We start from the raw sequence: 25239 nt of genomic DNA on the forward strand, positions 1-25239 counted from the left end.
CCGACTGGTCGTTGTGGTGCCACAGACCAGCAGTGGGCGGGGCGCGCGTCCACGGTCCCGGGCGCAATCGCTGCGGGTGACCAGTCTTCGAACGGCCCGGTTGTGCGGGTGCACAGAGGGAGGTGATGCGCGGTCCTCCCCGGTGCGGCCGGTGGCATGCTCACCGGCCATGAGCGGGTCGGGTCCCAACGCCGCGAGGTGCGGTGCCAGGGCGCGCGTGCCCGGCATGATCCGGACGAGAGGCCCTGGCTGCGGAACGGAGCGAAGACATGCGGCGGCGCGGTGACGAGCAGGGCCGGGCGGTGCTCGACGCGCTGCTGGAGGGCCGGTCGGAGCCGGGCCTCGCGGCGGGCGCGGCGAGCGGTCTCGGTCTGCCGGAGCGGGGCCGTTACGCGGTGGCGGTGGTGCGGGCGGGCGGGGGCGGGCCGGTGTGCGCGGCGCTGGAGGCGGAGGGGCTGCGGTGCTTCCGGCGGAGACGAGGAGACCGCGAGGCCGTCGTCGTCGCTCTGGGTGACCGGGATACGGCGGCGCTCACCGCCCTGCTGACGGGGTGTCCGGGCCCCGGCGGAATCGGTCCGGTGGCCGACGGCCTGGCGGGGCTGGGGGCCGCGCGCCGGCTGGCGGAGGTGGCGCTGCTGACCTGTCCGCCGGACACGGCGGAGATCGTCCGGCTGGAGGAGCGGCTGCCCGCGGCGCTGGTGGTGAGCCAGCCGGAGCTGGCGGCCCGGCTGGTCGCGGATGTCTTCGGCCCGCTGCTGGCGCTGGACCCGGCGGACCGGGCACTGCTGGTGCGGACGCTCGAGGCGTGGCTGGAGTGCGGGGGGTCGGCGGGGCGGGCGGCCGGCCGGCTGTACTGCCACCGCAACACCGTGCTCAACCGCTTGCGGCGGCTGGAGCGGCTGACCTCCCGGTCGTTGTCACGGCCGCGTGAGCTGATCGAGATGATGCTGGCGCTGGACGCGTTCACACTGACGGCTTCGCCGCCGTGAGGGGGGTGCCGGGCGTCCGGCACCCCCCTCGTGCCGGCACGTCAGGACAGGAAGTCGCGGGCGATCGCCTCGGCCGCGCGTTCCAGCAGGGGTCCGGCCTGTGCCATGCAGACGGCGGGGTCCGGTTCCAGGTCCGTCAGGGCGTAGGCCCGGCGTATGCCCGCCTTGCCCAGGGCCTCCGGCGGCAGCGCGAGGCGTCCGCACACGGCGACAACCTCCACCCCCGCGGCACGCGCCGCGGCGGCGACGCCCGCCGGGGCCTTGCCGTGCAGGGTCTGCTCGTCGAGCGAGCCCTCGCCGGTGACGACGAGCGTGGCGCGGGCCAGCGCGGGGGCGAAGCCCAGGACGTCGAGCATGACCTCGATGCCGGGCCTGAAGCGCGCGCCCAGGGCGACCAGTGCGCCGTAACCGATGCCTCCGGCGGCGCCGGCTCCGGGAAGCTCGGCGGTCTCGGGGCCCAGCACGGACGCGTAGTGGACGAGTGCCGCGTCGAGGACCGCGATGTCGTCCTCGGTGGCGCCCTTCTGCCGCCCGTAGACCTCCGGGGCGCCCTTCGGGCCGGTCAGCGGGTTGTCCACGTCGCTGGCCAGGATCAGGTCGATGTCCGCGAGCCGGGGGTCGAGCCCCGACAGGTCGGCCTCGGCCAGCTCGGCGAGCGCGCCGCCCCCGGGGCCGACGGGCTTGCCGTCACCGTCCAGGAAGCGGGCTCCGAGCGCGGCGAGCATGCCCGCGCCGCCGTCCGTCGTGGCGCTGCCGCCGACACCGAACACGATCGTCCGGGCGCCCGCGTCGAGCGCGGCCGCCAGCAGCTCCCCGGAGCCGTACGTGGTCGCCGTGAGCGGGGCGAACTCCCCTGCGGGGAGGTGCTGGAGGCCCGAGGCCTCGGCCATCTCCACCACGGCGGTGGTGCCGCGCACCGCGTACGCCCCCGTGACCTGGTCCCCCAGCGGTCCGGTCACCCGCGCCTCGCGGCGCTCGAATCCGGCGGCCACCGCCGCCGCGACCGTGCCGTCGCCGCCGTCCGCGACGGGCAGGGTCTCGACCCGCACGCCGGGCACGGCGCGCCGCAGCCCGGCCGTCACCCGCTCCGCGACCTCCACGGCCGTCAGCGAGCCCTTGAACTTGTCCGCCGCCACGAGCACGTGGGGGGTCTCCATCACTGCTCCGTCCGTCACCTTGTATCCCTTTGCTTTCGAACAGGCAGTCGCGCCGCCCCGACCCTATCCGGACCACCCCTGATCTGCCCATGGCTGTCCGAAACCACGTGACCGGCCCCGCGGCGCCGTCAGTCGAGGCAGAACTCGTTGCCCTCGGGGTCGGTCATCACGAGGAAGCCGGCGCTCATCGGAGGAGCGGGCTCGTCGCGGCGCACCCGCGTCGCCCCCAGCGCGACGAGGCGTTCGCACTCGGCCTCCAGCGCCGCCATCCGCTCCTCTCCCTGGAGTCCGGGGGCCGCGCGGACGTCGAGGTGGACACGGTTCTTGGCGGTCTTGCCCTCCGGGACCTGCTGGAAGAACACGCGCGGGCCGTGCCCCTCGGGGTCCTCGATCGCCGATCTCGAGTTGCGCTGCTCCTCCGGTACGCCGATCCCCGCGAGGAAGTCGTCCCATGCGGCCAGGGGGTCGGCGCCCTCCGGCAGGTCGATCCCGGGCGGGCCGGGGTGGACGTATCGCAGTGCGTCGCGCCAGAAGGACGACAGCGCCCGCGGGTCGTGGGCGTCGAAGGTGACCTGGAAGTGGCGGCTCATCGGGTCGCTCCGTTCGTAGCGTGGTGTGTGTGGAGGCAGAGGTCGCGCGGCGGGCGTACCTCAAACAGGTGGTGGATCAGCTCACGGTGGATGTGCCGCGCCGGCGGCTGGTCGATGTCCCCTGCGTCCATGGAACCAGCCTGGCGCCCCTGGAGGACAGGTTCGGTCCGCCTTCCGGCGGGGTGGACCGTACGGGCGTCGCGGGCGGTGCCGGACGGAGCACGACGGAGCGGGTGCTCACCCTGCTCCTGCTGCTCCGGCAGCGCCATGTCCGGTCCGGGCCCGAGCTCGCGGACCGGCTGAAGGCACGCGGGGCGGTGTCACGCACTCACGGAGAGGCTGCCGGCTGCCGGCGCGGCGGAATCCGCGCCGGCGCCGGACCCGGAGGGGCCATGAGCCGCGCCCCCGCGGAAATACCGTCGCGGGTGCCGGGAGCCGTCCGTAGGCTCCGGCCATGACTCTCGTCGCGATCCTCAGCGGCGCCGGCATCTCCACGGACTCCGGCATCCCCGACTACCGCGGGCCGCAGGGCCTCTGGCGGAAGGACCCGGAGGCGGAGAAGCTCGTCACCTACGACTTCTACATGTCCGATCCGGAGATCCGGTGCCGCTCCTGGCAGATGCACCGCACCGGCGCGGCGTGGGGCGCCGAACCGAACGCCGCCCATCGCGCGGTGGCCGCGCTCGAACGGTCGGGCACCCCGGTCCGGGTGATCACCCAGAACATCGACGGGCTGCACCAGCGGGCGGGCCTGTCCGCCCGCAAGGTCGTCGAACTCCACGGCACGGCACGCGAGGTGGTCTGCACCCGGTGCCATGCCCGGTCGGCCATGGCGGACGCGCTGGCCCGGGTCGAGGCCGGTGAGGCGGACCCGCCGTGCACGGTCTGCGGCGGGATCCTGAAGCCGGCGACGGTGATGTTCGGCGAGCGTCTGGATCCGCGGGTGCTCGCCGAGGCCATGGCGATCACCAAGGCCGGCCAGGTGTTCATCGCCGTGGGTACGACGCTCCAGGTGCAGCCCGCGGCCTCGCTGGCGGGCATCGCGGTGGAGCACGGGGCCCGGCTCGTCGTGGTGAACGCCGAGCCGACCCCGTACGACGACCTGGCCGAGGAGACCGTACGCGAACCGATCGGGACGGCCCTGCCGGCGCTGCTGGAGCGGCTCTCCGCGGGGAACGGCGCCTTCTGACCGCGCACGGACCGCTGCCGGAGGCCGGCCGGCAGGCGCTCAGTCCTCCAGCCCGGCCCGGATCCGGCGGGAAGGGCTGAAGGCGTACAGGTCCAGGATCTCCGGGGCGTCCGCGAGGCCGGGCCCGCCGTCCGCCGCCCAGGCGGCGATGTCGGCCACAGCGTGCGGATCGTTGACCAGACCCAGCCAGACCGGCCGGCCGCCCGCCCGGCGGCCCTCGGCCGAGGGCTGTACGACGATGACGTTGCCGTGCTCGCAGGCGTCCAGGCATTCCACCGCGCGCACGGTCGCGGCCGCGCCCGCGGACTGCCGTAGGTGCGCGAGCTGTCCGGCGTGGTCCACTCCCGGGATCTTCTCGGTGCCGCAGCAGCAGCCCCGGCAGACGCTCACCGTGGGCCGGGACGGGCCTGGCCCGGCGGCCTTGTGCGGTCGGCGGCTCATGCGGGTGCGCTCCCAGGGGCTGTGTGGCTGATCATCGTAGGACTCTACCGAGCCGCTCCCCCACGGCCCGGTGGGGTAGTGTTGACGGCTGCGAAGGGGAGTAGCCCTGCAAACCGGTCGTCGACACACTGGAGCCTCCGGGTTCCCGGTGGCCGGGTCCGTGGATGTCCACGGGCGGGCGAGACCTTCGGTCAGGTATGACACGCCCGCGCCCTGCGGGCGTTGCCGTCATGCCGGGCCGAGTGGTCCTCCGAAAAGCCCGAGCGGCGCTTCGCGGAAGTCCCGGAGCCCGGCTCTCACAGAAGGCCACCCGGAATGCATCTCGACCCCCTGGCGATCCTCACCGCCTTCGGGCTGATCTTCCTCGCGGAGCTCCCCGACAAGACGATGTTCGCCTCGCTGGCCATGGGCACGCGCATGCGCCCGCTCTACGTCTGGTTCGGTACGTCGTCCGCGTTCATCGTGCACGTCGCCATCGCGGTCGGGGCGGGCGGGCTGATCGGTCTGCTGCCCGACTGGATCGTCAAGGTGGTCTCGGCCGCCCTCTTCGCCTTCGGCGCGTTCATGCTGCTGCGCAGTGGCGGCGGTGACGACGACGAGGACGGGGAGATCAAGACCGTCACCGGCTTCTGGCCGGTCTACTCGACCGCCTTCATGGCGGTGTTCATCAGCGAGTGGGGCGACCTGACCCAGATCACCACCGCGAACCTCGCCGCGAGCAACGGCACCTGGTCCACGGCCGTCGGGGCGGCCGTCGCCCTGATGTCGGTGTCGGCGCTGGCGCTGCTGGCAGGGCGGTTCATCGCCAAGCGGGTGCCGCTGAAGACGGTGCAGCGCATCGGCGGGGTGTGCATGCTCGGTCTGGCGATCTGGTCGGTCGTCGAGATCTTCACGGGCTGAGCGGCGCCCCAGGTGCCGGGCTGAGCGGGTGGCCGGATCTCCGGCCACCCGCTCAGAACAGGACCGGCACCTCGCACTCCGTACCCCGCTCGAAGGCGAGCAGCCGCTGCTTGCGGTCGAGCCCACCGCCGTACCCGGTCAGGCTCCCCGAGGCTCCGACGACGCGGTGGCAGGGCACGATGATCCCGACCGGATTCCTGCCGTTGGCGAGGCCCACCGCGCGGGATGCCCCGGGCTTACCGAGGCGGTCGGCCAGTTCCCCGTAGGAGCGGGTCTCGCCGTACGGGATGCGTACGAGCTCGGACCAGACGCCGCGCTGGAAGGCGGTGCCGTGCAGGCGCAGCGGGAGGTCGAACTCCTTCAGCTCGCCCGCGAAGTAGGCGTGCAGCTGGCGGACGGTCTCGCCGAAGGGCCGCGCGTCGGGTACGCCGAAGGTCTCCTCGGGCGGGCGGTGCCGTTGCCCGGTCATGTAGAGACCGGACAGCACGCCGTCGGTCGCGACCAGGGTGAGCGCCCCGTACGGGCTGTCGACGACCGTGTGCTGCCTGGTCGATGTGGGTGTGGCGGTCATGGTCGTCCTCAGCTGGGCAGGTGGTTGATGGGGTGGTCGTCGACGGTCCACAGATACTGCGCCGCGTACGCCCGCCAGGGGCGCCACCGCGTGGCGGACGCGGTGAGTGCGGCGGGGGTGGCCGGGAGTCCGAGCTGTCCGGCCGCCCTGCGGATCCCGAGGTCGGTGGGGAGGAAGGCGTCCGGGTCCCCGAGGGCCCTCATGGCGATGACCTCGACCGTCCAGGGGCCGAAGCCCGGCAGCGCGGCCAGTTCCGCCCGGGCCCTCTCCCAGTCGGTCCCCTCCCCCAGGTCCAGGGACCCGCCGGCGAGGGCGGCCACGAGGGTGGTGAGCGTCGCGCGGCGGCTGCGCGGCAGGGCGAGTGCCTCGGGGTCGAGCCCGGACAGTGCCTCGGGGGTCGGGAACAGATGGGTCAGGCCGCCTTCGGGGTCCTCCACCGGGATCCCGTGGGCGCGGACCAGACGGGCCGCGTGGGTGCGGGCGGCGGCCGTGGAGACCTGCTGGCCGAGCACCGCGCGTACGGCGAACTCCGCCGCGTCGACCGTGCGCGGTACCCGGCGCCCCGGGGCCGCATCGACCAGCGGGGCGAGCATCGGGTCCGAGCGCAGCTGGCCGTCCACGGCGACCGGGTCGGCGTCCAGGTCGAGGAGTCTGCGGCAGCGGCTGACGGCCTGGGTGAGATCGCGGGGGTCGGCGAGGGAGAGCCGGCAGTCGATGTGGCCGGGCTGCGGGGACAGCGCCACGATGCCGTGCCCGTGGGGCAGGGTGAGGGTGCGGCGGTAGGCGCCGTCGCGCCATTCCTCGACGCCCGGGACGGCGGTGGCGGCGAGGTGCCCGAAGAGGTTGCTCGGGTTGAGCGGGGCGCGGTACGGGAGCCGGAGAGCTATGACCCCCGGGGCCACCGGCTCACGGGTCCCACGTCCCGCCCGGGCGCGCAGTTCGCCCGGGGCGAGCGCGAAAACCTCCCGCACGGTGTCGTTGAACGTACGGATCGATGAGAACCCGGCCGCGAACGCGACCTCGGCCATGGGGAGCCCGGTCGTCTCGATGAGGACCCGTGCGGTCTGGGCGCGCTGGGACCTCGCCAGCGCGAGCGGGCCCGCGCCCAGCTCGGCGAGGAGCTGACGCTCGACCTGCCGGGCGGAGTATCCGAGCCGGGCGGCGAGTCCCTGCACGCCCTCCCGGTCGACGACGCCGTCCTGGATGAGCCGCATGGCCCGGGCGACGGAGTCGGCGCGGGCGTTCCACTCCGGGGAGCCGGGGCTGGTGTCGGGCCGGCACCGCTTGCAGGCGCGGAAACCGGCCTGCTGGCACGCGGCGGCGCTGGGGTAGAAGGTCATGTTCCGCGCCTTCGGCGCCACCACCGGGCAGCTGGGCCGGCAGTAGATCCGGGTGGTCAGGACCGCCGTGAAGAACCAGCCGTCGAAGCGGGCGTCCTTCGACCGGACGGCCCTCACGCAGCGCTCGGTGTCGGTGTGCATGGTCCAAGCATCGGGCACGGAGGGGCCGGTCGGCTGGCGGAAATCCGACATGGACGTCGCGCGGGAATCCGACACGGTCCACGGCCGCCTGCGGCTCCCCGGGCCGGTCGATGTTCCGGCGGAGGCCATCGCGTCGGTTCCCGGTGAGGTTTCGGTCACCTTCCCGCAATGAAACATTCCGGAAACGCGACGGCGCCCTCCGCGAAACGCACGCCCGCGACGCTCTCCGGGCCGGACCTCACCGTGCCCCGAGGAGGGACCCCGTCTTGACCCCCACGACCTTGGCCTCGGCAGGCCTGGACACCGGCGACACCGCCTGGCTCCTCGCCGCCACCGCTCTCGTCCTGCTGATGACTCCGGGCCTCGCCCTGTTCTACGGCGGCATGGTGCGCACGAAGAGCGTCCTCAACATGCTGATGATGAGCTTCGTGTCGATCGCGCTGGTCACCGTCGTGTGGCTGGTCGCCGGCTACTCGCTGGCCTTCGGGGACGACACGTTCGCCGGGCTCATCGGAGGCCTCGGCCAGGTGGGCATGGTCGGCATCGGCCCCGACGACCTCACCGGCAGCGTCCCGACCCTGTTGTTCACCACCTTCCAGCTGACCTTCGCGATCCTCACCGCCGCGCTGATCAGCGGAGCGATCGCGGACCGTATGAAGTTCGCGGCGTGGCTGGTCTTCGTGCCGGTGTGGACCCTGCTCGTATACGTTCCCATCGCCCACTGGGTATGGGGGCCCGGCGGGTGGATCAAGGACTCGCTCGGCGCCCTGGACTTCGCCGGCGGTCTCGTCGTGGAGATCACCTGCGGAGCGTCGGGCCTGGCCCTCGCCCTGGTGATCGGCCCCCGCATCGGCTTCAAGAAGGACGCGATGCGGCCGCACAACCTGCCGATGGTGATGCTCGGCGCGGGCCTGCTCTGGTTCGGCTGGCTCGGGTTCAACGGCGGCTCGGCTCTCGGCGCGAACGGCCTCGCCGCCGCCTCGGTCCTCAACACCCTCGTCGCCGGCTGCACCGGGCTGCTCGGCTGGCTCTTCGTCGAACAGCGGCGCGACGGCCACCCGACCACCTTCGGCGCGGCCTCCGGTGTGGTCGCCGGCCTGGTCGCGATCACACCCGCCTGCGGGACCGTCGGGGTGCTCGGCGCGGCCGTCGTGGGACTCGCGGCCGGAGTCGTCTGCTCGTACGCCGTCGCGTGGAAGTTCCGGTTCGACTACGACGACTCCCTGGACGTCGTCGGTGTGCACTTCGTGGGAGGCGTCGTCGGCACGCTGCTCATAGGGCTGTTCGCGACGGCGACGATGACCGGGGGCGCCGAGGGCCTCCTCTACGGCGGCGGAGCGGGCCAGCTCGTCCGGCAGGCCGTGGCGGTGCTCGCCGTCGCCGCGTACACCTTCCTGGCGACGTACGGGATCGGGAAGGTGATCGACCGGCTGATGGGTGTGCGGGCGTCCGAGGAGGAGGAGCTCACGGGCCTGGACCAGACAGTGCACGCGGAGAGCGCCTACGATCACGGCGGCCTGGGTCACGCAGCCGCGCAGACCCCGGGCCACTCCGCACTTCTCTCCCAGGACAGGAGCACCGCCCCATGAAGCTCATCACCGCCGTCGTGAAGCCGCACCGCCTCGACGAGGTGAAGACCGCTCTGCAGGACCTCGGCGTGAACGGGCTGACGGTCACCGAGGCCAGCGGATACGGGCGCCAGCACGGCCACACCGAGGTCTACCGGGGTGCGGAGTACCGGGTGGACCTGGTGCCCAAGATCCGTATAGAGGTCCTCGTCGAGGACGCGGACGCCGAGCCGGTGATCGAAGCGGTGGTCCGCGCCGCCCGCACCGGAAAGATCGGCGACGGCAAGGTGTGGGCGGTGCCCGTGGAGACCGCTGTGCGGGTCCGCACGGGCGAGCGGGGTCCTGAGGCCCTCTAGTACCGTCCTGGCCATGACGACTGCCATGGCCAGGACGGTCGATGACCTGAACGCCGGAAGCCTGCTGCGGGGCTGGCGCAAGCTGCGGGGTATCACCCAGCTCGAACTGGCTCTCAGAGCCGACAGTTCCGCACGCCACATCAGCTTCATCGAGACCGGCCGGTCCACGCCGAGCCGGTCCATGGTGTTGCATCTCGCCGAACACCTCGACGTTCCCGTACGGGACCGCAACGCGCTGCTCGTGGCAGCGGGTTACGCCCCCTCGTACCCGGAGACAGCGCTGACCGCGCCTGCGATGACGACGCTGCGGGCCGGACTGGACCAGCTGCTGACCGCCTACGAGCCCTTCCCCGCCCTGGTGATGGACGGGATGTACGACGTGGTGGCCGCGAACGAGGGCGTGCGGCTGCTGCTCGACGGGGTGGCCGGTCACCTGCTGCGGCCGCCCATGAACGCCATGCGGCTGACGCTGCATCCGCAGGGCCTGGCCCCGCGGATCCGCAACCTGGGGGAATGGCGCGGCCACCTCCTGGAACGGATGGAGCGGCAGGCCGCGCTGCGTTCCTCCGAAGCGCTGCGCGGCCTCTACGAGGAGGTGGCCGCCTATCCGGCCCCCGCAGGCGGCACGCCTGCCGGCCCGGACGGGCGTACGGACGGGCGGGGCCCGGCGGCCCACCCGTACGCACTGCCGCTCCGGATCGAGGCGGGCGGCCGGGTGCTGTCCTTCATCTCGACGGCGACGACCTTCAACACACCGATGGACGTGACCGTCGCCGAGTTGGCGGTCGAGACCTTCCTGCCCGCGGACACGGAGACCGCAGCCGCCCTTCAGGCGGCGGGCTGAGGGAGAGGTCACGCACCCGGCAGGCGGTCCAGGAAGCCGGCGACGCCGCTGATGCGGCCGTCGTCGGCGAGCGTGATCACGTCGAAGCCGGCGGCGGGAGCGGACCCGTCGGTGGTGGAGACCAGGTCCCATGTGAAGCGCACCAGGTTGTGGTGGGCGTCGGGCGTACCGGTGAGCTCGAACGCGAAGCCGGGGAACTGCTGGTGGGCGCCCGCGATCGCCGCCGCGATCCCCTCGTGCCCCTTCGCCTCACCCAACGGGTCGGTGTAGGTGCCGTCCTCCGTGAAGGCGGCAGCGACCGCCTTGGCCAGATCCTCGGGGGTGGCGGCGTTCCAGGCGGTGAAGTAGCGCTCGACGGCGTCCTCGTGGGTGGTCACAGCGGTGTCCTCTCGTCTCTGCGGGTGCGCCGGACGGCGCGCCTGCGGCACATGGCCGTGCTTCCCGCCTCACCGGCGGGCAGCCTGGCCGGACGGCGGCTCACCGTCGGTGTGCCGCCCTTCCTTGTGCTCCGCAGCCTGTCGCACTCGTGGCAGAGGGTCGATTACCGCTGAGGTAATCTCGGCGCGACCGGAAGGCGCTCTCGAACTGCCCGCCACAGGCGGCGCGTTCGCTGTCCGGCGCGCGCACGGCCCTTCAGGCGTTCGCGTCGAGGTCCAGGGCGTACAGACGCGGCAGGTTGACCACGATCGCCTCCTGGGTGCTGCGGGCGATGACGACCACGGCCTCCTCGCTGGGGTCCGGGTTCTCCTCGCGGTGCGGCACGAACGGCGGGACGAAGATGTAGTCGCCCGGTGAGGTGCGCAGCCGCACCTCCTCCGGCTCGTCCCCCGAGTCGTCCAGGAAGACGAACTCCGGGTGTCCGCTGACCACATGGATGGCAGTCTCGGACTCACCGTGATGGTGGTCGGAGGACGCGGTCGCGGGGGCGACGTGGGTCTGGCCCATCCACAGTTTCTCGGAACCCACGGTCCGGCCGCTGACGGCACCGAATCTCCGCATGCCTCCGGTCTGTGCCGTGTCTCCGTCCAGCGCGTCCGCGCGGATGTGGTGCAGACGGGCGCGCAGGGGTGCCGCCGCGCGGCCCGGGGCTTCGTGGAGGTGAGGGTGGAACCCTTCTCCGGGGGTCGTCAACGGCTCGCTCATGGCACGGACGTTAGGGCGGCCGCGAAAAGGATGTCAAGAGGTGTCCATTCCCCTTCACCTGCGGCAATGTTCCCGCAATACAGGCGCGACGCGGGCGGGGAACGGCCGGAAGCGCCTCGCCTGCGGCGCACCGCCGGGGCATGATGTGCGCATGCATATCTCCGCGAAGGCGGACTACGCCACGCGCGCCCTTCTGGAGCTCGCGAGTGACCCCGGCCGTCCGCTCTCCTGCGAAGCCATCGCCTCCTCGCAGGAGATTCCGTTCAGGTTCTTGAAGTCCGTGGTGGGCGAGCTGCGCAGGGCCGGTCTGGTGCGCAGCCAACGCGGCTGCGAGGGCGGTTACTGGCTCGGCAGACCTGCCGGGGAGATCGCCCTGCTGGATGTCGTGCGCGCCGTCGACGGTGAGCTGATCACCCTCCGGGGCGAGTCGCTGAGAGGGCTCGACTACCCGGGCCCCGCGGTGGGTCTGCCCGGGGTGTGGAGGCGGGTCGAGTCGGACGCCGCGGCGGTCCTCGGAGGGCTGACCCTGGCCTCGCTGCTGCCCGTCGACGCGCGCGAACAGCCGTCCTCGATCGGTGCCGCGTGACCGGCCGGCCGGACGCACCGCCGGTGGAGGTGGTGGAGTTCACCGACCCGATGTGCCCCTGGGCCTGGGGGTCGGAGCCCGCCTTCCGCAGGCTGCGGACCGCGCTGGCCGGCCGGGTCCGCTGGCGACGGGCGTACGCGATCCTCTTCGACGACGATGACGACCCGGCGCCCGATCCGGCGGCCGAAACCGCGTACTACGCCGGCTACGTCGAGAGGATCAGCGCGCACACCCGGGCCCCTCGGGCGGCCCGGCTGAGCCGCGTCGCGGCGAGCTCCTGGCCGTCGTCGCTCGTGGCCGGGGCCGCCGAGCTCCAGGGCGCCGATGTGGCCGAACGGGTCCTGCGACGGCTCCGGGAGACCGTCTTCGTCCTGGGCGAACCGGCGGACACCCCGGAGGCCGCGGTGGCCGCCACGCGCGGTGTCCCGGGCCTGGACCCGGACCGGCTGAGGGCCGACGCGGCCTCGCCCGGCGTCCTGGAGCGGGTGCGCGCGGACCGTGCGGAGGCACGGCGCCCGGTCCCCGAAGTCCTGTCCGTACGCAGCGGATCGCCGCACCCGGGCACGGCCAAGGAGACTGCCGACGGCGGGTACCGCTACGCGCTGCCGACCCTCCTGCTGCGCGCCCCGTCCGGCTGTCGCGCGATACCCGGCTGGCGGTCGTACGGGACGTACGCGGCGGCCGTCGACGAGCTCTGCCCGGGGCTCCTCGGCCTCTCCGCGCCGCTCACCCCCGCCGAGGCACTGGAGCGGTACCGGAGCCTGACCGGACCGGACCGACTCCTGCTGGCGGAGGGCGTGTGGCCTCCCCCGGGGGCGGTCCCCCTGGAGACGGCGAACGGCCCCCTCTGGCTGCATCCCGACGAGGCGTCAGCGCATCCCGCTGTGGGCTGAGTTCGCCGCCGCACCGCCCTGAGCTGCGGTCGAGCCCCGTCCCGCTGAATGAGACACCAAAGGGTGTCCATTGACAGGCGAGGACGGCTGCCGCCAGGATGAGCCCATGCTCACGACGCACCCCGGTGTGGTGTGCCGCTACGTGGACCTGCGGCGCACCTCCAGCGCACTCTGTCGCTGACCGCTCACCACCCTCGCTCCACAGGCGCCGCCTGACCTCCGTCGGCAGCACCGGCCGCCCTTCGGCCCGCTGATCCGCGCCTGTGCCCCGCGTCGGCTCCCCGCCTTCCGTCGCGCCCTTCCGTCGCATCCCCGTCCGGGGCCGTGAGTTCCTCGACGCCCCGCCGGACCCGCTCCTGCCCTGCCGTGCCGTGCCGTGCGCCGACGCCTCGACGCCGCATGCCCGCATACGCGACGACGGTTCGCGCGAGTGCCGCGCTCCCCTCTTCACGCTTCCCCGCCTCCTCCTGCCCTTTTCCGGGCCGGACCCCATCAGAGAGAACGAGATGTCCGCACGCCTCACGATCCGACGCCGACCGGATGCCCGGTCGGCCCGACAGGCGGGCGGCCTGAGGGTCGCTGCCCTCGGAACCGCCTTCATCGCCCTGCTCGTGCCGGCTCTGAGCGCCTGCGGCGGCAGCGCCTCTTCGGCGGCCGGCGGCGCCACCCTGAAATGGGCCTCCTCCTACTTCCCGAGCCACTGGGATCCGGTGGTGGGGGGAAGCGGCGCACAGTTCCGCGAACTCGCCCTCGTATACGCCTCGTTGACGCGAACCGACGAGGAGGGCAAGGCGGTCCCGGACCTCGCCGAGAGCTGGGAGTACAACGAGAAGGGTGACCGGATCACCTTCCACGTGCGCCCCGGGCTGAAGTTCAGCGACGGTCAGCCGGTCGACGGCGCGGCCGTGAAGGCCGCGATCGAGCGGGCGCAGAAGCAGAAGAACTCCGCGCTCTTCGGCGACCTGACGTCCATCGGGTCGGTGAAGGCCGACGGGCTCGACGCCACCCTCGCCCTCACCCAGGTCGACTACCAGATCCCGCAGTTGCTCGGGGAGCGCGTCCTGCAGATAGCCAGCCCGAAGGCGGCCGCCGACCCCGCGGAGCTGGACCGGGCCCCTGTCGGTGCCGGGCCGTTCGTCATCGACCAGCTGATCCCGGGCACCAAGGCGGTCCTGCGGAAGAACCCCGACTACTGGGACGCGAAGAACATCCACATCGACCACGTCGAGCTGGTCTCCGCACCCGATGCCTCCACCGTGGTCTCGGGTCTCCAGACGGGTGTCTACAACTTCGCCGACCTCGACCCGAGCCAGGCCTCCGCCGCCGAGAAGGCCGGCCTGGACGTGTTCTCCCAGCCCGGCTTCAACGCCTCCAACATCAGCCTGAACGTCAACAAGGCGCCGTTCGACGACGACAGGGTCGTCGACGCGCTCCGCTACGCGGTCAACCGCAAGGAGTTCGTCGACAAGCTGACGTTCGGTCATGGCGAGGCCACCGACCAGCCCTTCCCCAAGGGGTACGAGGCCTACGACTCCGAGTCGGAGAACGCCTACCCGTACGACCCGGCGAAGTCGAAGAAGCTCCTGGCCGAAGCGGGCCACGGGCCCGGTGACATCAAGCTGAACCTGGTCGTCCCGGCGGAGGACCCGCAGGCCGAGATCGTCCAGTCGCAGCTGGCGGCCGTGGGCATCAAGGTCACCATCAAGATCGACAAGAACTGGGCCACCCCGTTCTTCGCCAAGGACCTGGCCTTCTCCCTGTACTCGACGACGGGCCGCGACTCCGCGGTGCAGACCCTCACCGCCCATTTCGGTCCGAACGGCCCGCTGAACCTGAGCACCCCGTACGAGCCGGAGGGCTTCAAGGAGGCCGTCGCCAAGGTCCGTCAGACGCCTCTGGACGCGCCCGACTACCGGCGGGTGCTCCAGGCGGCGACGCGTGCGGGCCTGGAGAGCAAGGCCCTGATCTTCACCTTCTCGTCGCCCAACCTCTTCGCCAAGAACAAGGCACTCTCCGATCTGCCGAAGAACCCCGCCCACATCGACTGGACCGGCGTGAAGATCGCCGGCGGCTCCTGACCCCGTCCCGTACACCACTGCAGAAAGGAGGAGCCCCATGACGACGACCACACCGGAGCCCGAGCGCGGGCGCGGCGCTCCTGAGCGCGGCCGGGTCGCCACGACCAGGGCGCGGCATGCGGCGGGGCGGGTGGCTGCCGTACTCGGCCGGTCGGTCGCGATCTTCGTGCCGGTGTTCCTGGTGGCGACCTTCGTGACGTTCGCGCTGCGGTCCATGAGCGGGCTCAGCCCGGCGCGCATCCAGCTGGGCGAGGAGGCGACCCCCGAGGCGATCCAGCGCGTCGAGGCCGAATGGGGGCTCGACAAGCCCTTCCTGACCCAGTACTGGGACTGGTTCAGCGGGGTCCTGCACGGACAGCTCGGCACCAGCTGGGTCAACGGGGCCGACATCTCGACACTGATCGGCCTCGGTCTGGGGGTGAGCCTCTCGGTCGCGACCTTCGCGCTGGTCATCGGTGTGGTCGTGGGCTTCCTCCTCGGCACGGTGGCGGCGCTCCGGCGCACCACCGTCGTGGACCGGGCGATCACCGGATTCGTCACCGTGATCTCGGTGATGCCGGCCTTCGTGGTGGGCATCGTGCTGGTGGCGGCCCTCGCGGTGGGACTCGGTCTCTTCCCCTCGGCCGGTTACATCCCGGCCGACCAGGGTGTCGGTCCCTGGCTCGCCCACATCACACTCCCGGTGCTCGCGCTGAGCTTTGACGTCATCGCCGATGTCGCCCGCCAGTTGCGGTCCAGCCTCATCGCGGCCTACGGCGAGAACTACGTGACGGGCGCGGTGGTCCGGGGCCTGAGCCCACGGCGGATCTTCTTCGCCCATGTCCTGCGCAACGGCCTCGGGCCCGCCCTCGCGACGGTCGGACAGAAGTTCCCGGCGCTGGTGGGTGCTTCCGTGGTCACGGAGTGGATCTTCGGTCTCCAGGGCTTCGGCCGGTTCGCCAACGACTCGGCCCAGGCCGGCGACGTGCCGGCGGTGCAGGGCGTGCTCGTGGTGTCGATCGTGCTGGTCGTCTCCTTCAACCTGATCATCAACCTGGTGCTGGCGCGTGTGATGCCGGCATCCCAGCGGGGGGTATGACGATGGTGCGCCGCGTCCTCTCACTCACATCCGGCCGGATCGCCGTGGTGATCCTGGTGCTGATCGCCCTGCTCGCCGTCTGCGGCCCCTGGCTCGCCCCGCAGGATCCCCTGGCCACCAGCGACAACACGCTCGCGTCGGCCTCGGGAGCCCATTGGCTGGGGACGGACTACCTGGGCCGTGACGTGTTCAGCCGCCTCCTGGACGGATCGCGGATCAGCGTGCTCGGGTCCCTGGAGGTCGCGCTGACGGCCCTCGTCGTCGGCGCGGTCCCCGGCATCCTGTCGGTCTACTCGGGCCGGGTCTTCGAATGGCTGACCCTCCGTCTGGCCGACACCCTGGTCGCCCTGCCGTTCATGCTGTTCGCCATCGCCGTGATCGCGCTGCTCGGCAACGGGATCACGCAGGCCATGCTCGTCACGGGCGCACTGGTCTCACCGCTCTTCTACCGGGTGTCGCGCGCGGCGACGCTGGCCGTGGCCCGCTCGCCGTACGTGGAGGCCGCGATCGTCTCCGGCGCCTCGGTCGGCTGGGTCGTACGCCGCCATGTATGGGTCAAGGTGCTCCCGCCGATCGCGGTGGCGCTCGCCCAGACCATCGGCGTGGGCTTCGTCATCGTCTCCAGCCTGACCTTCCTCGGCATCGGCGTACAGCCTCCGGCTCCCACCTGGGGCGGTCTGCTCGCCTCCGACCTGGGCTACCTCAGCCACCAGCCCTGGGCGCCGGTGGCGCCCGCCCTGCTGATCATGGTCACCGTCTGGGCGTGCAACCTGCTCGCCGACGCCATCCGCGACGTGTCCGGCGAGGCGGGCCGCGCCCTGGTCAACCGGCGCAAGGCCCGGACCCGCACCGGCACATCCGCGCCCGTCCCCGTGGGAGGCTCCCGATGAGGACCCTGTACCGGAACACCGCCCCCGACCGCACCGAGGAGTCGGCGCCCGCCGGGGCCGCGAATCCGGCCGCCCCCGCCGCTCCCCCGGTGGTCGCGGTCCGCGACGTGCACATCACCGACCGGGTCACCGGCCGGGAGATCGTCCACGGCGTCGGCTTCGAGCTCACCCCCGGCAAGGCGGTCGGCATCGTCGGCGAGTCCGGCAGCGGCAAGACCCTGACCTGCCGGGCCGTCCTCGGGATCCTGCCCCCGCACTTCGAGGTCTCCGGCGGTTCGGTCGAGATCGGCGGCACCGACATCGCGACCCTGACACCCCGGCAGTGGACCGCCCTGCGCGGCACCACGATCGGTGCCGTCTTCCAGGACCCGGCGTCGTATCTCAACCCGTCGATCCGCGTGGGGGCCCAGATAGCCGAGGTCATCCGCGTCAAGAAGGGCGTGAAGCGTCGCGAGGCGCGCCGGCAGGCCCTCGGTCTCCTCAGGGCGGTACGCCTGCGGGATCCGGAGCTGGTCTACGGCCAGTACACCTACGAGCTGTCGGGGGGCATGCTCCAGCGCGTCCTGATCGCGGCGGCCGTGGCCGTCGAGCCGCGGGCCCTCATCGCCGACGAGGCCACGACGGCCCTCGACGTCACGGTCCAGGCCGAGATCCTCGACCTGCTGGCCGAACTGCGCGAGCGCACCGGCCTGGCGCTCGTCGTCGTCTCCCACGACCTGGCCGTCGTCGCCCAGTTGTGCGACGAGGTCCTCGTCATGCGGCAGGGCGAGGTGGTGGAGCAGGGCCCGACGCGTTCGGTGCTGCACGATCCGCAGCACGCGTACACCCGGCTGCTGATGGCCGAGCACGAGCAGTACGGCCTGGACAAGTTCCTGACCCCGAAGGACCTGGAGGACCCGCAGGACCTGGAGAACCCGGAGAAGCCCGGGAAGCCGGAAAAGCCCGGGAACCCGGAGGCCGCGGGGACCCCGAAGGGCCCCGAAGACCCCGAGGAGGCGTCATGACCATCGCGTCAGCGGAAGGGAGGACCGCCGGCCCGGAGGAGGAGGCACCCTCCCCCGTCCTGGCCGTCGAGGGCCTCGACGTGCGCTACGGCCGGGGACGCCGCGCCCGGAGCGCCCTGCGAGGGGTCTCGCTGAGCGTCGCCCCCGGGGAGACCGTCGGCGTCATCGGCGAGACGGGCTCCGGGAAGTCCACGCTGGCCCGCGCCGCGCTCGGCCTCGTGCGCGCCTCGGCCGGCTCGATCCGGGTCGGCGGCGAGGAGGTGACCGGCTACGGCAACCGCCGCTGGCGCTCCCTGCGCCGCAGGGGCATCGTCCAGTACGTCTTCCAGGACCCGCTGCGGAGCCTCGACCCGGACCTCACCGTCGAGGACTCCCTGACCGAACCGCTGCTCATCCAGGGAGTGCCGCGTAAGGAGGCGGCGGAACGGGCGCGCGCGTTCCTCGACCGGGTCCACCTCTCCGCGGAACTGCTCGGGCGGCTGCCCGGCGAGCTCTCCGGCGGCCAGCGCCAGCGTGTCGCCGTGGCCCGCGCGCTGGTCACGGAGCCCGCGCTGGTCATCCTCGACGAGCCGGTCAGTGCCCTGGACTCCGCCAACCGCGTGCAGGTCCTGGAGATCCTCAAGGAGCTCCGCGCCGCCGGGACGTCCCTCGTCTTCATCTCCCACGACCTCGGTTCCATCGCCGGGACCGCGGACCGCATCGCCGTGCTCTACAGGGGGGAGCTCGTCGAGGTGGGCTCCGCCCGTGACGTCATCAACCACCCGCGGCACGTGTACACGCGGCTGCTCGTCGGCTCCGCACCGACGCTGCACTCGCGGACCGCCGACCGCTCCGAGCGGGAGGCCCTGCGCGCACAGCTGAGCGGCTGACCGCAGAGCGTCTCCGCACATCCCCGCACCACCGAGAGGAACACCCATGTCCCGCAGGATCCATCTCGCACTGCACCCGTACGGCGTCGGGGGCCCCGGCCAGCACGGTCTGTGGAAGGACCCGCTGGTCGCGAAGAACGCCAGCATCGACATCAACTACTACATCCAGCAGGCCCAGGCGGCCGAACACGCCCTCTTCGACGCGCTGTTCGTCGTCGACAGCCAGTTCATCAACTCCACCTACCCGTCGCACTACCTGAACCGGCTGGAACCGCTCACCCTGCTCTCCGCCGTCGCCACCCACACCAAGCACCTCGGCCTGGTCGGCACGGCGAGCTCGACGTACAACTCCCCGTTCAACCTGGCCCGCCGGTTCGCCTCCCTGGACCACATCAGCGGCGGACGCGCCGGCTGGAACGTGGTGACCAGCTTCGACACCGGTACGTCGAAGAACTACGGGCTCGACGAACACCTCGACTACGCCACCCGGTACGGCCGCGCCCTGGAGTTCGTCCAGGTAGCCCGCGGGCTCTGGGACTCCTACGAGGACGACGCCTTCCCCGCCGACGTGGAGCGCGGCGTCTTCCTGGACCCGTCCAGGCTCCACGCGCTGAACCACGCCGGGGAGCACTTCAAGGTCGCCGGTCCGCTCAACATCTCCCGCTCGGCGCAGGGGCAGCCGGTCATCTTCCAGGCCGGAGTCTCCCCCGAGGGCCGCGACCTCGCCGCGCGCGTCGCCGAGGGCATCTACGCACCGGGCGGCACGCTGGAGTCGGCGCAGGAGTACTACGCCGACATCAAGAAGCGCACCGCGGCCTACGGACGCGACCCCGACCACATCAAGGTCTTCATCCACGGCGGCCCGATCGTCGGCGCGACCGACGAGGAGGCCCGGCGCCGGGAACGGGAGATCTTCGAGGAGGACAACGACTTCGCGAGCAACCTCGCGCTCCTGGGCCGTTCCTTCGGCGCGTACGACTTCAGCGCGCACGACCTGGACGCGCCGTTCCCCGACGTCGCCCATCTCGCGGAGAAGGGCGGCCGGACGGGCGCCGGGAACATCATCGAGCGCGCCAAGGCGGAGAACCTGACTCTGCGTCAAGTAGCCGAGTCCGTCAACGCGTTCCGTCGCTCGCCGTTCGTCGGGGCTCCGGAGACCGTCGCCGACACCATCGAGAAGTGGTCCGACGCCGGCACGCTGGACGGCATCAACCTGGCGTTCCGGAACAACGACGACCTCGACCGTTTCGTCGACGGCGTGGTGCCTCTCCTGCAGAAGCGCGGCCTGTTCCGGACCGAGTACGAGGCGGACACCCTGCGCGGCAACCTCGGGCTGCCCGTCCCCGCGAACCGCCACACCTCCGAGCGCGAGCTCGTGAACGACTGACGCGATCCGCGCACCCCCTGAACAGGCACGCACACGGAGGAACCAGATGACCGAGTACACCGACCACCACGCCCCCGAGGGACTTCGCACGCGCGGCACCCTCCTCGTGGTGCCCGGCCGGGGCGAGACCCGGGCGACCTACACCCGGCTGGGCAGGCGGCTCGCCGCCGACGCCTACCGCGTGCGCGTGGTCGACGCCCCCGAGCTCGACGAGGGCGACCCGGCCGGTTCGCTGACCCGCTTCGGCGCCCGACTCGCCGCCGCGGCCGGGGACTCGGGCGAGGACGGCGTCGTACGCCCCCTCGTGCTGGTGGGAGCGGACAGCGGAGCCGTCGCCGTCGCGGCGCTCCTCGGTCGGGAGGACGTACCGTCCGCCGCCCGGCCGGACGCCGTCGTCCTGGCGGGGATCCCCTCCGGCGGGGCCGCCTCCGTCGGAGGGTGGGAGGACGAGCTCGACGTGCGTACCGCCTGCCCCGCACACAGGGGCACGCTCACCGAGGACACCGGGCTCCGGCGCGGGGCGCTCGACGAAGCGGTGCCGGAGGACCTGCTCGCGGCGGCGTACGCCGGTGACATCGGTGTTCCCGCACTGCTCCTGGCCGGCGACGCCGATCCGCTCGCGGACCGTGAGGCACTCGTGCGTACGGCGAAGTCCCTTCCGCGGGCCCGTCTTTCGGTGGTGCGGGACGCACACCACGATGTCCTCAACGACATGCAGCACCGCTCGGTGGCCGCGGAGATCGTCACCTTCCTGGAGACCCTGCGCAACGAACTGGTGCCGGTCGTCACCGTCGATTCGAGCGCGTGGTGAGCGCCGCCCTCGGCCGTGACCGACGCCACCGGCGTTCCTGACCCTGAGAGAAAGGCTTCCCATGGCAACCATCCTGTCCGTCTCCGGCAGTCCCTCACCCACCTCGCGCACGGCACGGCTCCTGCGCCACCTGGACAACCGGCTCCGGGACCAGGGCCACGACGTGACGCCGCTGGACGTGCGCACGCTGCCCGCCGAGGCACTGCTGGGCGCCGACTTCCGGCACCCGGCCGTCGTCGGGGCCACGGCGCTCTTCGAGGAGGCGGACGGGGTGGTCATAGGCACCCCCGTCTACAAGGCCGCCTACTCGGGCCTGCTGAAGACACTGCTGGACCTGCTGCCGCAGTACGCGCTGACCGGCAAGACCGTGCTGCCGCTGGCCACCGGGGGCAGCACGGCCCATGTCCTGGCGATCGACTACGCGCTGCGCCCGGTACTCAGCTCCATGGGCGCGGCGCACATCGTCCCGGGCTGGTTCACGCTCGACAAGGACCTCACCGCCGGCGAGAACGGCACCCTGAGCGTCGCACCCGGCGCGGCGGAAGCTCTCGCCGAGGTCACCGACACCTTCTCCCGGCTGCTCGGCGGGCGGACGGCAGTGCTGGCGCACACGGGCTGAGCCACCGCCGGCCCTGTCACTTCGCCCGCAGCCGCCGCCACACCGCCTTCGCCGCGTGGTGCCCCGACATGCCGTGCACACCGGGGCCGGGCGGGGTGGCCGACGAGCAGAGGAAGACCGCGGGGTGCGCGGTGGCGTACGGCACGCGGGCGAGCTTGGGGCGGAGCACCGTCTGCAGCCCGGCGAACGCCCCGGTGGCGATGTCGCCGCCGACGTAGTTGGCGTTGCGCACGGCGAGGCGGGGCGGTCCGGCGACGGCGCGGGCGAGGACCAGGTCGCGGAAGCCGGGGGCGAAGCGCTCCAGCTGACGCTCGATGACCTCGGTGGCGTCGCCCTCCCAGCCGGACGGGACATGCCCGTACACCCAGAAGACATGGCGGCCCTCGGGGGCGCGGGTCGGGTCGACGATGCTGGGCTGCGCGGTGATCAGGAAGGGGACGTCCGGGTCGCGGCCGGCCACGGCGGCGCGCAGGGCGGCGTCGATCTCGGCTGCGGAGGGGCCGACATGGACCGTGCCCGCGCGCCGGGCCTCCTCGGCCGTCCACGGCACCGGGCCCGACAGCGCGTAGTCGATCTTGAAGCAGGAGGGCCCGTAGCGGTAGTGGTCGTAGGCGCCGCCGAGTCCGGCGATCCGGGCGAGGGCGGTCGGTGAGGTGTCGAACACGTAGGCACGGGCGGGCGGCAGCTCGTCGAGGCGTTTGACCTCGATGCCCGTGCGGATGGTGCCACCCTGTTCGCGCAGGAAGGCGGCGAGGGCGTCCGAGATGGCCTGCGAGCCGCCGCGCGGCACCGGCCAGCCGTTCTCGTGCGCCGCGAGCGCGAAGAGCAGTGCGATCCCGCCGGTCGCGAGGCCGCTCGCGGGTGCGATGGCGTGCCCCGCGAGGCCCGCGAGCAGGCCGCGCGCCTTCTCCCCCTTGAAACGCCGGGAGAGCAGCGTGGCCGGCTGGACGGCATCCAGGCCGAAGCGGGCCCAGCGGTACGGATCCCGGGGCAGGCCGTCCCACGGGGTGCGCAGGAAGTCCGCGGCAAGGGTGTCCCAGTGGCCGGTGAAGGGCGCGACCAGCCTGCGGTAGGCGCCCGCGTCCTCCGGGCCCAGCGACATGGCCGTCTCCCCGACGGACCGGGTGAGCACCGCGGCGGAGCCGTCCGGGAACGGATGGGCGAGCGAGAGCGGCGCCTGGAGCCATTCGAGGCCGTGCCGGGCGAGCGGCATCGCCCTGAAGGCGGGGGAACCGATGCCCAGCGGGTGCACGGCGGAACAGGGGTCGTGGCGGAAGCCTGGAAGGGTCAGCTCCTCGGTGCGGGCGCCGCCCCCGACGGTCTCCCCGGCCTCGAACACCTCCACGGCGAACCCGCGGCGGGCCAGCTCGACAGCGGCTGTCAGCCCGTTCGGGCCCGCCCCCACGACGACGGCATCCAGCATCGATGGCACCTTCGGACTCCTTTGTCAGCCGATGGCCAGGGCACCCAGGATATTCATGTACGCCGACAACAGGGTTCCGGGTAGCCTCCCGTCCGATGACTGACGCATGCCCGCCCTCCCCCGCCGTCGCCGCGATGGCGTCCCGGCTCGCCCAGGTGTCCGGAATCGAGGCCGTCGCCCTGGGCGGAAGCCGCGCCCGTGGCACCCATCGTCCCGACTCGGACTGGGATCTGGGCGTCTACTACCGGGGCGTCCCGGATCTGGACGCCCTCACCGCACTGGCGTCCGAGGTCCAGGGGGCGCCCGCCGACGTGGCGGGACCCGGCGGGTGGGGCCCCTGGGTGAACGGCGGGGCGTGGCTGACCGTGGACGGGGTCGCCGTCGACTGGATCCTGCGCGATCTGGACCGGGTGGAAGCGGTGTGGTCGGACTGCCGGTCGGGTCGCTTCGAGGTGGGGATTCAGCCCGGCCATCCGCTGGGCTTCTGGTCCCCGTGTTACGTGGGTGAGGTCGCCCTCGGCCGGGTGCTGGTGGACCCGGGCGGCGAGCTGACGTCCCTTCAGGAGGCCACGCTCTCCTACCCCGAGCCGCTGCGCCGCGCGCTGACCGATGCGGCGTGGGAGGCGGAGTTCTCCGTGGCCTCCGCCCGCAAGTCGGCGCCGTCCGGGGACACGCTCCATGTGGCCCTCTGCCTGTCGAAGGCGTTCGGCATCCTCACCCAGGCCCTGCACGCCCACCACCGCTCCTGGTGTCTGAACGAGAAGGGGGCGCTCGCGTCCGCCGCCGCCCTGCCGGACACCCCGGCGGACTTCGCGGACCGGGTGTCCGCCGCTCTGCGCGGCCTGGACGCCCCGGCGGTGGAGGCGGCGGCCGGCGTCGTACGGGATGTTCGTGCTGTCCTGGACGGCAACTCCCCGGCAGTCGATGGTGGCCAGGGGCTTTCGGACGGGTGAACTATCGGTGGCGCGCGCATGCAACCGTTCGACGGCCGTAAGCGTCTTCTGTCGCGGTAAGTGATTGTGCCGGAGACGGCATTTTTCCACCGCACGCCACGACGAGGGAACCTCTATGACTCACCCCCTTCCCGGCCGCCGTCCGTCGCGCACCGTGGTCGGTGTACTCACCGCCGCCGCGCTGACCGGGCTCGCCTCCCTGCCCGCCGTCGCCTTCGCCGCGGAGCCCGATCTCGGCATCGCGCCGCTGGCGCCGATCACGGACGCACAGCCAGGCAGCGGCGTCGACGTGCCGTTCTCGGTACTGAACAAGGGCACCGAGGAGATCGGGAAGATCTGGGTGACGTACTCCGTCACGTCGGGCCTCGGCACGGCCGACTCCTACGGCAACTGCCTCTACTCGACGCAGTCGTCGGCCGACGAGGAGCCGGAGAAGACCCTCGCGGTGTGCGCCGTCGAGCAGCCGCTGAAGCCGGGCGTCGTCTACGTGCCGGAGCAGCCGGTGGGGCTCAAGGCGCTGGACAACGCCCTGTACGACAAGGTCCGCATGACCGTGGAGGCCACGGATCCCGGAACGGGCGACGGCGGCGGGACGGACCCCGTGCCGGGCACGGGCGCACCGCTGAAGCTGGTCGAGAAGGCTCCGGCGACCGACGCCGACCGGGCGAGCCACAGCGAGGGCTCCTCCACGGCCGACGTCACCGCGGTCAACACGGCCGACTTCGCGCTGACCGGCGCCCGGCTGGAGGGCAAGGTCGGCGACGAGGTCACCGCGTCGGTGAAGTTCCTCAACAAGGGCCCGGCCTGGGTCTACCGCGAGCTGGGCCAGGGCGCCGCGACCGTCGACGTCCGTATCCCTTCGGGAACCTCGGTCGTGAAGGCGCACGACTACTGCAGCCCGGTCACCAGGACCCACTACACCTGCGGCACCTCGCAGTCGTGGGTCAACGAGGCGGGTGGCGAGACGTACCCGTTCGTCCTCCGGATCGACAAGGCCGTCGAGGGTGCGGCCGGGAAGGTCTCCTTCACCGGGGCGGACAGGCCCTTCGACAAGAACGCGGCCAACGACACCGCGGAGATCGTGATCGACGCCGGCAACGGCAGCACGACCGGCGGTTCCACGACGGATGGTTCCACGACCGGGGGCTCCTCGACCGGAGGCTCCTCGACCACCGGCGGTACGAACACCACCGGCGGTACGAACACCTCCGGCGGTACGGGCACCTCCGGCGGCTCCACGGCGGGTGGCTCCACCACCGGGGGCTCCGACCCGAAGGCGATGACGAGCGGCAACCTGGCGGCGACCGGCTCCGACTCCACCGTCCCCATGGTGGGCGCGGCAGCGGCGGCGCTGATCGCGGGCGGCGGGATCTTCTACGCCGTCCGGCGGCGTGCGGCTGCGGGCAACTAGCGGTACGG

26 protein-coding genes are annotated in these 25239 nt (G+C 72.5%); 18 read left to right on the top strand and 8 right to left on the bottom strand.

Features of this window, described 5'->3' with window-relative positions; all coding sequences use genetic code 11:
* Positions 1 to 269 precede the first annotated feature (269 nt).
* Complete coding sequence (locus ACIP63_RS24250; RefSeq protein ID WP_401519115.1) at positions 270 to 989, top strand: helix-turn-helix domain-containing protein; 720 nt, start codon at positions 270 to 272, stop codon at positions 987 to 989.
* 41 nt (positions 990 to 1030) lie between these two features.
* Here the strand turns inward: ACIP63_RS24250 and ACIP63_RS24255 are convergent, their stop codons facing one another.
* Together ACIP63_RS24255 and ACIP63_RS24260 are read right to left on the bottom strand one after the other, a co-directional pair.
* A complete protein-coding gene (locus ACIP63_RS24255) occupies positions 1031 to 2146 on the bottom strand; it encodes a glycerate kinase (RefSeq protein WP_401519118.1) in 1116 nt (371 codons plus the stop codon).
* Positions 2147 to 2274: 128 nt separating this feature from the next.
* Positions 2275 to 2736, bottom strand: coding sequence for a VOC family protein (locus tag ACIP63_RS24260; RefSeq protein ID WP_401519121.1), 462 nt, complete (start codon positions 2734 to 2736; stop codon positions 2275 to 2277).
* A gap of 454 nt (positions 2737 to 3190) precedes the next feature.
* Here ACIP63_RS24260 and ACIP63_RS24265 point away from each other — a divergent pair, with 454 nt between their 5' ends.
* The gene (locus ACIP63_RS24265) at positions 3191 to 3925 is read left to right on the top strand and encodes an SIR2 family NAD-dependent protein deacylase (protein WP_401519124.1); all 735 of its coding nucleotides are present in this window, start codon (positions 3191 to 3193) and stop codon (positions 3923 to 3925) included.
* A 39-nt stretch (positions 3926 to 3964) separates the two neighbouring features.
* On the opposite strand, the gene ACIP63_RS24270 is transcribed toward ACIP63_RS24265, so the two are convergent.
* Positions 3965 to 4366, bottom strand: coding sequence for a (2Fe-2S) ferredoxin domain-containing protein (locus ACIP63_RS24270; RefSeq protein WP_401519127.1), 402 nt, complete (start codon positions 4364 to 4366; stop codon positions 3965 to 3967).
* 315 nt (positions 4367 to 4681) lie between these two features.
* Between ACIP63_RS24270 and ACIP63_RS24275 the strand changes: the two genes are divergently transcribed.
* Positions 4682 to 5266, top strand: a complete 585-nt coding sequence (locus ACIP63_RS24275; protein ID WP_401519128.1) for a TMEM165/GDT1 family protein — start codon at positions 4682 to 4684, stop codon at positions 5264 to 5266.
* 52 nt (positions 5267 to 5318) lie between these two features.
* On the opposite strand, the gene ACIP63_RS24280 is transcribed toward ACIP63_RS24275, so the two are convergent.
* Positions 5319 to 5837, bottom strand: a complete 519-nt coding sequence (locus ACIP63_RS24280) for a methylated-DNA--[protein]-cysteine S-methyltransferase (protein ID WP_401519129.1) — start codon at positions 5835 to 5837, stop codon at positions 5319 to 5321.
* A gap of 8 nt (positions 5838 to 5845) precedes the next feature.
* Positions 5846 to 7318 (bottom strand): AlkA N-terminal domain-containing protein, encoded by a 1473-nt coding sequence (locus tag ACIP63_RS24285; RefSeq protein ID WP_401519132.1) that lies wholly within the window; start codon positions 7316 to 7318, stop codon positions 5846 to 5848.
* Between the two features lie 266 nt (positions 7319 to 7584).
* Between ACIP63_RS24285 and ACIP63_RS24290 the strand changes: the two genes are divergently transcribed.
* Genes ACIP63_RS24290 through ACIP63_RS24300 form a run of 3 tightly spaced genes read left to right on the top strand, consistent with a single transcriptional unit; the run spans position 7585 to position 10086 of the window.
* The gene (locus tag ACIP63_RS24290; RefSeq protein ID WP_401519134.1) at positions 7585 to 8907 is read left to right on the top strand and encodes an ammonium transporter; all 1323 of its coding nucleotides are present in this window, start codon (positions 7585 to 7587) and stop codon (positions 8905 to 8907) included.
* Positions 8904 to 9242, top strand: a complete 339-nt coding sequence (locus ACIP63_RS24295) for a P-II family nitrogen regulator (RefSeq protein WP_401519137.1) — start codon at positions 8904 to 8906, stop codon at positions 9240 to 9242. Before ACIP63_RS24290 ends, ACIP63_RS24295 begins: the two co-directional genes overlap by 4 nt.
* Before the next feature lie 25 nt (positions 9243 to 9267).
* Positions 9268 to 10086 carry a helix-turn-helix domain-containing protein gene (locus ACIP63_RS24300; protein WP_401519562.1) on the top strand — a complete coding sequence of 273 codons (819 nt, stop codon included), beginning with the start codon at positions 9268 to 9270 and terminating at the stop codon, positions 10084 to 10086.
* Positions 10087 to 10094: 8 nt separating this feature from the next.
* Here ACIP63_RS24300 and ACIP63_RS24305 read toward each other — a convergent pair whose 3' ends face one another.
* Both ACIP63_RS24305 and ACIP63_RS24310 read right to left on the bottom strand, forming a co-directional pair.
* Entirely contained in the window at positions 10095 to 10463 is a 369-nt protein-coding gene (locus tag ACIP63_RS24305) for a nuclear transport factor 2 family protein (protein WP_401519140.1), read from the bottom strand.
* 256 nt (positions 10464 to 10719) lie between these two features.
* Complete coding sequence (locus ACIP63_RS24310; RefSeq protein ID WP_401519142.1) at positions 10720 to 11229, bottom strand: cupin domain-containing protein; 510 nt, start codon at positions 11227 to 11229, stop codon at positions 10720 to 10722.
* Positions 11230 to 11380: 151 nt separating this feature from the next.
* Between ACIP63_RS24310 and ACIP63_RS24315 the strand changes: the two genes are divergently transcribed.
* From ACIP63_RS24315 to ssuE, 10 genes are all read left to right on the top strand, one after another.
* Complete coding sequence (locus ACIP63_RS24315; RefSeq protein WP_401519144.1) at positions 11381 to 11815, top strand: RrF2 family transcriptional regulator; 435 nt, start codon at positions 11381 to 11383, stop codon at positions 11813 to 11815.
* A 50-nt stretch (positions 11816 to 11865) separates the two neighbouring features.
* On the top strand, positions 11866 to 12708 hold the full coding sequence (locus tag ACIP63_RS24320) for a DsbA family protein (protein WP_401519565.1): 843 nt from the start codon (positions 11866 to 11868) through the stop codon (positions 12706 to 12708).
* Between the two features lie 506 nt (positions 12709 to 13214).
* On the top strand, positions 13215 to 14786 hold the full coding sequence (locus ACIP63_RS24325; protein ID WP_401519147.1) for an ABC transporter substrate-binding protein: 1572 nt from the start codon (positions 13215 to 13217) through the stop codon (positions 14784 to 14786).
* 37 nt (positions 14787 to 14823) lie between these two features.
* The gene (locus ACIP63_RS24330) at positions 14824 to 15864 is read left to right on the top strand and encodes an ABC transporter permease (RefSeq protein ID WP_401519150.1); all 1041 of its coding nucleotides are present in this window, start codon (positions 14824 to 14826) and stop codon (positions 15862 to 15864) included.
* A 2-nt stretch (positions 15865 to 15866) separates the two neighbouring features.
* Positions 15867 to 16754 carry an ABC transporter permease gene (locus tag ACIP63_RS24335; RefSeq protein ID WP_401519152.1) on the top strand — a complete coding sequence of 296 codons (888 nt, stop codon included), beginning with the start codon at positions 15867 to 15869 and terminating at the stop codon, positions 16752 to 16754.
* Positions 16751 to 17758: an ABC transporter ATP-binding protein gene (locus ACIP63_RS24340; protein ID WP_401519154.1), complete on the top strand. Its 1008-nt coding sequence runs from the start codon at positions 16751 to 16753 to the stop codon at positions 17756 to 17758. Before ACIP63_RS24335 ends, ACIP63_RS24340 begins: the two co-directional genes overlap by 4 nt.
* Positions 17755 to 18627, top strand: coding sequence for an ABC transporter ATP-binding protein (locus ACIP63_RS24345; RefSeq protein WP_401519156.1), 873 nt, complete (start codon positions 17755 to 17757; stop codon positions 18625 to 18627). Before ACIP63_RS24340 ends, ACIP63_RS24345 begins: the two co-directional genes overlap by 4 nt.
* A 46-nt stretch (positions 18628 to 18673) precedes the next feature.
* Positions 18674 to 20014, top strand: a complete 1341-nt coding sequence (locus ACIP63_RS24350) for an NtaA/DmoA family FMN-dependent monooxygenase (protein WP_401519158.1) — start codon at positions 18674 to 18676, stop codon at positions 20012 to 20014.
* A gap of 46 nt (positions 20015 to 20060) precedes the next feature.
* Positions 20061 to 20825, top strand: a complete 765-nt coding sequence (locus ACIP63_RS24355; RefSeq protein WP_401519161.1) for an alpha/beta hydrolase — start codon at positions 20061 to 20063, stop codon at positions 20823 to 20825.
* Positions 20826 to 20886: 61 nt separating this feature from the next.
* Positions 20887 to 21444 (top strand): NADPH-dependent FMN reductase, encoded by a 558-nt coding sequence (gene ssuE / locus ACIP63_RS24360; RefSeq protein WP_401519164.1) that lies wholly within the window; start codon positions 20887 to 20889, stop codon positions 21442 to 21444.
* Between the two features lie 16 nt (positions 21445 to 21460).
* On the opposite strand, the gene ACIP63_RS24365 is transcribed toward ssuE, so the two are convergent.
* A complete protein-coding gene (locus ACIP63_RS24365; protein ID WP_401519167.1) occupies positions 21461 to 22876 on the bottom strand; it encodes a phytoene desaturase family protein in 1416 nt (471 codons plus the stop codon).
* 86 nt (positions 22877 to 22962) lie between these two features.
* On the opposite strand from ACIP63_RS24365, the gene ACIP63_RS24370 reads away from it, so the two are divergent.
* Together ACIP63_RS24370 and ACIP63_RS24375 are read left to right on the top strand one after the other, a co-directional pair.
* Positions 22963 to 23820 (top strand): nucleotidyltransferase domain-containing protein, encoded by an 858-nt coding sequence (locus ACIP63_RS24370; RefSeq protein WP_401519169.1) that lies wholly within the window; start codon positions 22963 to 22965, stop codon positions 23818 to 23820.
* A gap of 115 nt (positions 23821 to 23935) precedes the next feature.
* Positions 23936 to 25231 carry an LAETG motif-containing sortase-dependent surface protein gene (locus ACIP63_RS24375; protein ID WP_401519172.1) on the top strand — a complete coding sequence of 432 codons (1296 nt, stop codon included), beginning with the start codon at positions 23936 to 23938 and terminating at the stop codon, positions 25229 to 25231.
* Positions 25232 to 25239: the final 8 nt, after the last annotated feature.

It is taken from the genome of Streptomyces sp. NPDC088746 (genome assembly GCF_044751065.1).
Classification (GTDB): Bacteria; Actinomycetota; Actinomycetes; order Streptomycetales; family Streptomycetaceae; genus Streptomyces.